The sequence below is a fragment of the Streptomyces neyagawaensis genome (assembly GCF_023516595.1).
Classification (GTDB): domain Bacteria; phylum Actinomycetota; class Actinomycetes; order Streptomycetales; family Streptomycetaceae; genus Streptomyces; species Streptomyces neyagawaensis.
Map to the genome: position 1 here is coordinate 1 of NZ_JAMGBG010000133.1, position 1397 is coordinate 1397.

2 protein-coding genes and 1 pseudogene are annotated in these 1397 nt (G+C 71.2%); all 3 read left to right on the forward strand.

The features are described from left to right. The first annotated feature begins 196 nt into the window (after positions 1 to 196). Complete coding sequence (locus M8J73_RS36890; RefSeq protein WP_308408373.1) at positions 197 to 979, forward strand: NAD(P)-binding domain-containing protein; 783 nt, start codon at positions 197 to 199, stop codon at positions 977 to 979. Further along, complete coding sequence (locus M8J73_RS45350; protein WP_308408374.1) at positions 871 to 1167, forward strand: NAD(P)/FAD-dependent oxidoreductase; 297 nt, start codon at positions 871 to 873, stop codon at positions 1165 to 1167. The genes M8J73_RS36890 and M8J73_RS45350 overlap by 109 nt, the downstream gene beginning before the upstream one ends. 49 nt (positions 1168 to 1216) lie before the next feature. After that, positions 1217 to 1397, forward strand: a pseudogene (locus M8J73_RS36895) (transcriptional regulator); the annotation flags it as partial.

The window sequence follows — 1397 nt, forward strand, 5'->3', positions numbered from 1 at the left end:
CCACTGGATTCCCCTTTGTTTCGATATCCGTCGATCTCTTGCGCTGCCCAGCATGGCACCTGTATCGATAAGCGTCAACATAGACATTCATCGAATTCTGGTGGGCGGATGGAACAGGTGGACGTAGCGGTGATGCGGGGGCGGCCAGTCGGGACTGGCCGCAGCGCACGCCCTGCGCGGACGGGGGCTGGAGCCGATGCCCCTGGAACCGTCCGACCAGCCGACCGGCTCGTGGCCGCGCTACTACGACAGCCTCACCCTCTTCTTCTCTCCCGCCGGATACAGCTCGCTGCCCGGGATGACCTTCGACGGGGACCCGGACCGCTACCCCCACCGGGACGAGGTCGTCGCCCACCTGCTGCGCCACACCGACCGACTCGATGCCGATATCCGTACGAGGACGCGCGTCGGGGAGGTCCGGGCAGCCGTCGACGGCCCCTTCGCCCTGGCGCTGGAGGGCGCAGGCGAGTTGTCCGCGCGGGGCGTCGTCGCGGCCTCCGGAACCTTCGGCCGCCCTTACCGTCCGGCGCTGCCCGGGCTGGAGGACTTCGCCGGCGCGCTGCACGCGGCCGAGTACCGCACACCGGGTCCGTTCGCAGGGCAGCGCATAGTGGTGGTCGGCGCCGGGAACTCCGCAGTGCAGATCGCCGCCGAGCCGGCCGCGCACGCCCAGGTCACCCTCGCCACGCGGCGCCCGGTGCGCTTCACGGCACAGCGCACCCTGGGCCGCAATCTGCACTGGTGGCTGAAGCGGACCGGGGCGGACACCCTGCCCCTCGGCCGGTTCCCGCGCACGCCCCCGACCCAGCTGGTCATCGATGACGCACCTACGGGGCCGCCATCACGTCCGGTGCTCCGGACCGGCGCCCCATGCTCACGGGGATCGGCGGCGCCAAGGTCACCCGGGCCGACGGCCGCAGCGAGGAGGTCGACACGATCCTGCTGGCCACCGGCTACCGGCCCGACCTCGCCTACCTGAGCCCGCTCGGCGCGCTCGACGAGCACGGCCACCCGATCCATCGCGAGGGCGTCTCGCTCACCCATCCCGGACTCGCCTACGTGGGGCTGGAGTGGCAGCGCCGCCTGTCCCCGAATTCCCTGCGCGGGGTCGGCAGGGACGCGGAACGGATTGCACGGCACCTCGCCACCCACCTCGCCCGAACCTGAGGCGATCCGACCCTCGCACCACTGGTTCGACATATGTCAACATAGATGCATGTCGAACACCAAGGTGCTGCCGTTGCTGGAACCCGCTCCCGGCGAGGCTGTAGTGCCGTGCTGCCCGCCGCTCACCGAGCGCCCGTTCACCGCGGAGGAGGCCGAGACGGCCGCGCGGATGTTCAAGGCCCTCGGCGACCCGGTGCGCCTGCGGCTGTTCTCCGCGGTGGCCTCCCACG